General features: G+C 31.6%; 5 protein-coding genes and 2 pseudogenes. 2 read left to right on the top strand and 5 right to left on the bottom strand.

Going from position 1 to position 6,376, the window contains the following annotated elements; translation table 11 throughout:
• Positions 1-39: 39 nt before the first annotated feature.
• Genes AC1RYN_RS11485 through AC1RYN_RS11470 form a run of 4 tightly spaced genes read right to left on the bottom strand, consistent with a single transcriptional unit; the run spans position 40 to position 2,567 of the window.
• Positions 40-432 carry an HmuY family protein gene (locus AC1RYN_RS11485; RefSeq protein WP_481807064.1) on the bottom strand — a complete coding sequence of 131 codons (393 nt, stop codon included), beginning with the start codon at positions 430-432 and terminating at the stop codon, positions 40-42.
• 17 nt (positions 433-449) lie between these two features.
• Complete coding sequence (locus tag AC1RYN_RS11480) at positions 450-749, bottom strand: hypothetical protein (RefSeq protein ID WP_481807063.1); 300 nt, start codon at positions 747-749, stop codon at positions 450-452.
• Positions 692-1,123, bottom strand: coding sequence for a hypothetical protein (locus tag AC1RYN_RS11475; RefSeq protein ID WP_481807062.1), 432 nt, complete (start codon positions 1,121-1,123; stop codon positions 692-694). Before AC1RYN_RS11475 ends, AC1RYN_RS11480 begins: the two co-directional genes overlap by 58 nt.
• Entirely contained in the window at positions 1,095-2,567 is a 1,473-nt protein-coding gene (locus AC1RYN_RS11470) for a TonB-dependent receptor plug domain-containing protein (protein ID WP_481807061.1), read from the bottom strand. The genes AC1RYN_RS11475 and AC1RYN_RS11470 overlap by 29 nt, the downstream gene beginning before the upstream one ends.
• Positions 2,568-2,672: 105 nt before the next feature.
• On the opposite strand from AC1RYN_RS11470, the pseudogene AC1RYN_RS11465 reads away from it, so the two are divergent.
• Positions 2,673-3,577: pseudogene (locus AC1RYN_RS11465) on the top strand (DUF6607 family protein).
• A 327-nt stretch (positions 3,578-3,904) separates the two neighbouring features.
• Positions 3,905-4,144, top strand: coding sequence for a hypothetical protein (locus AC1RYN_RS11460; protein WP_481807060.1), 240 nt, complete (start codon positions 3,905-3,907; stop codon positions 4,142-4,144).
• A gap of 52 nt (positions 4,145-4,196) precedes the next feature.
• Here AC1RYN_RS11460 and argS read toward each other — a convergent pair.
• Positions 4,197-5,976 (bottom strand): annotated as a pseudogene (gene argS, locus AC1RYN_RS11455) (arginine--tRNA ligase).
• Between the last annotated feature and the right edge of the window lie 400 nt (positions 5,977-6,376).

The raw sequence follows: 6,376 nt of genomic DNA, 5'->3' as shown, positions 1-6,376 counted from the left end.
CTTTTTTGACGTACTTCGTTCGGTTGCGTATTGCTAAGGTTAATACATGCTCCTGTTGTTAGGGAGGCAGCCCTTATTAGATGCTAAAGTTTCACCTCCTCCAACAGATACATCAGAATTAATTTCCTGAACCAAAGTAATATCCGAAGTTTCTAGTTTTTTCACAGCCATTTTAACAGATCCGTTGATTGCAACTCTAAAATCTGAACCACTAGAAAATCCTAAATCCCATGTCGCTCTATTCACAGACTCTATCTTTCCAGTACTTAAATCTACAAAAACCTGATTTGGCTGATTTGGCCCGCCCACACTTGGCTGTAATACTTGTCCAACAGAAGGACCAACAGGTGTAGTTGTATCATTGTTGTCATCGCTTGAACATGCTCCAAGCGTCAATAATGCGAATGATAATAGTAAAAATGTCTTTTTCATTTTATTTGATTTTATATTTAAAGATTAAGGTTATATGCTAATTTTATAAAATAAGAGCGTCCATAGGCAAGCATCAGATCAGAAGGCCCAGCATGCCCAGCTGATTGACTTGTTTTAGTCTGATTAACATTCGTTACATTACATATGTTTCTAGCTCCAATTGTAGCTTCTAACTGGTTTTTTAAAAAACTTTTTCGAAGAGATGCATCAAGCCAATTACTTGCTGATATATCTGAAATGACATATTCAGAAGTAGTCTCTATAAATTGTTGTGATTTTCCGTTGTATTTATAATAAGCAGAAAGGTTGTTTCCCATTTCGGGATTAAATAAGAAACACTACTATTTAAGTTAAATGAGTATAAAAATTTATCATCCGAAGAAAACTTTAGATTTTCTATTTTACGAGAAACACCAACCAAAGATGCTCCAAAATTGAATGTCAAATTCTCTATTTTGAATTGATTCATTGTAGATAAATTCCACATTTTATATTTACTAATATTAAAATATTGATACTCTGGATTTCCTGTATCTGGATTGGATCTTACCCAAGCCATATCAATTCGATCATTTACATCAAGAAAACTTCCTGCCAACGTATTCGATATTTGTAAACCTGAAGCTAAAAAAGATGTCTTTTTCAAACTAGCTTCAAAAGAATTACTGGTTTCTGGAGATAGGTTTCTCATTTCCAATAAAGAAATGTCCGTCAAAAATTAATTTTGAATACAACTCTTCAAAGGTTGGCGTTCTAAATGAACTTCCATATGAGCTGCGAAGTTCAATTCCTTTATCAAATAAATACCTTAAACCTAGTGATGATGCATATTGATCCTTAAATTTTGATTGAGCTGAAAGACGTAATCCTGGACGAATTGAAAGTCTCTCGGTTGCCATAATTTCTGAAGAAGCAAAAAAATCATAATTCTCAAGTCTTTTACGAACTGGAGAAAACTTATTACTTGCTTCCTGAACTAATGAATAGCCCTGATTATTTACAAACTCATAACCTAATTGCAAATCAACTTTTTTGTCTGAGAAAAAATTACTCAAAGTTCCTGTAGAATAAAGGACTTCCATTGATTGATCTTTAGTAGTCACATTATCTCCTTCATTTTTAGTAAATAAATAATATTTAAATAATTCAACATCTCTTTGTTGCTTTTGATGCGAAAGCGAAACATTATAATTCAATTGTGAAAACAATTTACCAGTAGCATTTAAATTATGAAAATACCTATTAGTAAAATATCTTTTATCATCTGAGTATCTATACGAGCCTAATGCAGGATCATATTGTGATTGTACAGTAGTATTATAGTAATCTACATCTTCCTTCAAATATTCAAATTTGTAAAAAAATCGAAAATTATTTTTATGATAAGCAATTAAAGCTGTACTATTTAGCTGTTCTTTCGGTAACCATCTATATCCACGAAACTCATCATTTTGAATATAATCTTTCCCTTTTTTATCATCTAAAAAGCCTCTAAAGTCATTTCGATTAGCTCCTAAACTTACAAACCAATTTTTATTAAAAGTGTGAGAAAGTTTAAGTGACTGTATATGACGCCCTTCATTAAAAAGCGCATATTCGTCTTTAACCGTTTCCTCTTGTACTGAAGCTGTCATACTCCATTTATATTTTGATGATTTTTTTGTAATTATATTTAAAACGCCACTAACAGCATTACCTCCATATGCTACTCCCATTGAACCTTCCACAATTTCTATTTGCTCAACATCATTCAAGTTTATTTGAGATAAATCGGTATTATTCCCCAAACCAGCTTCATTTACCAAAGGCACATTATCTACTAAAATCTTGAAATATTGTGCATCTAATCCAAACAACGATACTGTAGAACGCCCGCTTGTTCCGCTTGGCCTTACATTAATATTCAAATACTGATTTAAAACATCTGATAAATTGTTGGCAGCCAAATTCTGAATGTCTTTGTTTGAAATAACACGCACATTAAAAACTGATTTCTTTATAGATTGTGGTTCAAATTGCCCCGTAACAACAACTTCTGATAATTCGTTGGCACGAATACTATCTTTTTGTTTTTGCTGAGCAGAAAGCGTTTTACAAAATACAAGGGCAACAAATAGGATGATTTTGATTTTCATTATTTTTAATTAGTCTTAATAACTTCGGCAAATATATAATTATTTTAATTCATTCTAAATAAAATTTATATATTTGCTAAAATTTTAAATCAAAAAAAACTAGTTATGATTACAAAAACCCTCTGTTTATCAGCCGCTATGGTGTTATCAGTAAATTTTGGATTTAGTCAGGAATCGAAAAAACAACAAGATATTAAATCGATAAAATCGATGTGTGGTTGTTATGAAGTGAAATTTAATTTTGCTGAAACATTCCAGTATCCTAAAGATTCTCTAACTTACAAGCCTTCAGAAACAAAACACGAATCAGCTTTAGAGTGGGTAGAGTTATTAGAAGATACTCCTAACAAAATAGTAATGCAGCACTTATTAATAGTAAGTGATGATATGATAATCAAACACTGGAGACAAGACTGGTTATATGAAAACACAGACTTGTATTTATTTGACAAAGGATCTTCCTGGAAATATAAAAAATTAGATAAAAAAGACGTAAAAGGGCAATGGTCTCAAAAAGTATATCAAGTAGATGATAGTCCAAGATACGAAGGGTCTTCTTCATGGGTACATGTAGATGGGCAAGATTACTGGGTAAATACTACTGATGCTCCGCTGCCTCGTAGAGAACAAACTAAACGTAATGATTATAATGTTCTAAAAAGAAGAAACATTCACGAAATTACTGCTACAGGATGGAATCATGAGCAGACATCAAGTTGATTCGCGGTGATAACGGAAAAGATGTTTTGCTAGCACAAGAAAAAGGAATGGATGTGTACACTAAAGTTGCAGACATTAAATGTATCGCTGGGCAAAAATGGTGGAAGGAAAACAATGCTCTTTGGAAAAATGTTCGCGATAAATGGCAAACTCTTTTTGACAGACATCAAGACTTAAACTTAGAAGCTAAAGTAGATAGAAAAGCACTTTATTCCCTTTTGTTTGATTTAAAACCAACAGCTACAAAAGCAGAAACAGATGCAATCATCAACAAGTTTGTAAAAAAATAAAATATTTTGTGTTAGTTGTAAAATAAGGAAGCTGTCTATATTAGGCAGCTTTTTTTTGGTTTACAAAGACTGTTTAAAACAAGTATGAGCAAAACTAAAATATAAATACAAGGCTAAGAAGCTATTGGCTTAATTATTTTTATTGATAAGAAAAACATGTTGATTGCACGGATTTTCTTATATTTGCAGTTCTAAACTATCAGATCATGACTTCTAAAAAACTTTTGCCCGTGTTGTATGATGGCAGTATCCGAAAGGACTGCAACGCTCTGATAGGCGTAGAACATCTAAATTGCACGGGTTTATATTTTTCTAAACTATCAGATTATGAATGCAAAACACACAGTAGCGACAAACTACAACCCTGAAAAACTTACTGAATTTTTCAATAAGGACATTTCTCCCGAAACTATGGCTAAATTAATTCGTAGCCTAAACTACGTTATCGCATTAACCTTAATTAGAAGAAATGAAACATTAGAATTTCATACCAAAGAATTAGACCACGGGCTTTATTGGCTAAATGAATTAGCCGAAATTCTAAACCCGTATTATAATATTGATTAAACAAGAAAGGCTGTCTATGACAGCCTTTCTTGTGTTCAGATTTCTGATATTTTTACATTCTTTCAGGAACTTCTATTCCTAATAAACTGAAACTTGATTTTATAATTTCTCCAACTTTCTGAGAAAACTGTACTCTGAATATTTTTTTTGTTAAATCTTCTTCTCCTAAAATATGTACTGATTGATAAAAAGAATTATACTCTCTTACCAAATCATACGTATAATTAGCGATTAATGCTGGGCTATGATTTTGCGCAGCATTTTGAATTACTTCTCGGGAAAAGCTCGATTTGTTTTACCAATTCCTTTTCTTTTTCATGAAGCTCTTCGATTCCTGTTAATGTTACACCAAAGTCAAAATCTGCTTTACGAATAATCGACTGGATTCTGGCATAAGTATATTGAATAAACGGACCTGTATTTCCAGCAAAATCAACAGACTCTTCTGGGTTAAACAAAATACGTTTCTTTGGATCTACTTTTAAAATATAATATTTTAAAGCACCAAGTCCGATTGTATTATATAGCTTAGCTTTTTCATCGTCAGAAAAACTATCTAGCTTACCTAAGCCTTCAGATATTTCTTGAGCTGTATCGGTCATTTCCTGCATTAAATCATCGGCATCTACTACAGTTCCCTCACGGCTTTTCATTTTTCCCGAAGGTAAATCGACCATTCCGTATGATAAATGATATAAGCTTGAAGCCCAATCAAAACCTAATTTCTTCAGGATTAAAAACAATACCTTAAAATGATAATCTTGTTCGTTTCCTACTGTATAAACCATTCCTCCAACATCTGAGTGGTCTTTTACTCGCTGAATTGCTGTTCCAATATCCTGTGTCATATAAACTGCCGTTCCATCTGAACGTAGTACAATTTTACGATCTAAACCTTCATCAGTTAAATCAATCCAAACTGAACCATCAGGATCTTTTTCGAAAATCCCTTTGTCTAAACCTATCTGAACAACATCTTTTCCTAATAAGTAAGTATTGCTTTCATAGTAATAACTATCAAAATTTACTCCAAGATTTTTATATGTAATAGCAAAACCATCATAAACCCATTGGTTCATTTTTGCCCAAAGTTCTTTTACGGCCGCATCTCCAGCTTCCCATTTTAAAAGCATTTCTTGTGCTTCTAGAATTATTGGTGCTTGTTTCTAGCTTCTTCTTCAGTTTTACCTGCCTGAATTAATTCGTTGATTTGTTCTTTATAAACCTTGTCAAATTTAACATATATTCCCAACCGATTTATCTCCTTTTAAACCCGTACTTTGGGGAGTTTCCCCATTTCCAAATTTTTCCCAAGCCAACATCGATTTACAAATATGAATTCCTCTGTCGTTTATAATTTGAGTTTTATATACTTTTTTACCTGAAGCTTTAATAATCTCTGCAACCGAATATCCTAACAAATTGTTACGAACGTGACCTAAATGCAATGGTTTATTTGTATTTGGCGAAGAATACTCAACAATGATTGCTTTATCTGAAGGGTTTGGTTCAACAAAACCATATTTTTTTCCATCTTTTATACCATTAAAGAAATTCACATAATAGGTATCTGCAATAACAATGTTCAAGAAACCCGAAACCACATTAAAACGAGCTACCTCTGGAAGGTTTTCTACAAGATAGTTCCCTATTTTATTTCCTAATTCAACAGGATTACTTTTAATCACTTTTAATAAAGGAAAAATAACCATCGTAATATCTCCTTCAAACTCTTTTCTAGTAGTTTGAAATTCGATTTTATCTACGGTTACTTCAAATAAGGCTTGTATTGCTTTTTGTATAGAAGGCGTAAGAATTTGTGATAATGACATGTAAACTTAGTTTTAAAGTGTGCAAATATACGGCTTATTCATCAATTACAGAAAATGTAAAAGATTTAAAATCTATGAAAAAATGTTTAATTAGCAAAGCTTACAATTAAGACTCGTTAAAAATAATAAAATTAAAACACTGATAAACACTAACAAACAAAGAAAAATTTTAAAAACAATTATTATTTTTCACAAATTCTGTAACATAAAATCAAAAGAATAGTCTTAATAGAAACTTTAAATAAATTTCAAACAAGAATAATCAACTTGTATTTAAAGGATATCATCAATCAAAAATTAATTAATCAATTCTAACAAAATCAAATCCTATGAAACTTAAAATTATCATGTTATTGCTTAAGGTGCTGCCTCCCTAACAACAGGAGCATGTATTAACCTT

This window comes from Flavobacterium sp. TC780, assembly GCF_056783245.1.
Note: the sequence above shows the minus strand (reverse complement) of the source record. Positions and strands in the feature narration are given on the sequence as shown.

Bases quoted from the DNA above. Each gene is read 5' to 3' on its own strand.
- AC1RYN_RS11475 (WP_481807062.1), bottom strand. From the start codon at position 1,123: ATGAGAAACCTATCTCCAGAAACCAGTAATTCTTTTGAAGCTAGTTTG.
- AC1RYN_RS11480 (WP_481807063.1), bottom strand. From the start codon at position 749: ATGGGAAACAACCTTTCTGCTTATTATAAATACAACGGAAAATCACAA.
- AC1RYN_RS11485 (WP_481807064.1), bottom strand. From the start codon at position 432: ATGAAAAAGACATTTTTACTATTATCATTCGCATTATTGACGCTTGGA.
- AC1RYN_RS11470 (WP_481807061.1), bottom strand. From the start codon at position 2,567: ATGAAAATCAAAATCATCCTATTTGTTGCCCTTGTATTTTGTAAAACG.
- AC1RYN_RS11460 (WP_481807060.1), top strand. From the start codon at position 3,905: ATGAATGCAAAACACACAGTAGCGACAAACTACAACCCTGAAAAACTT.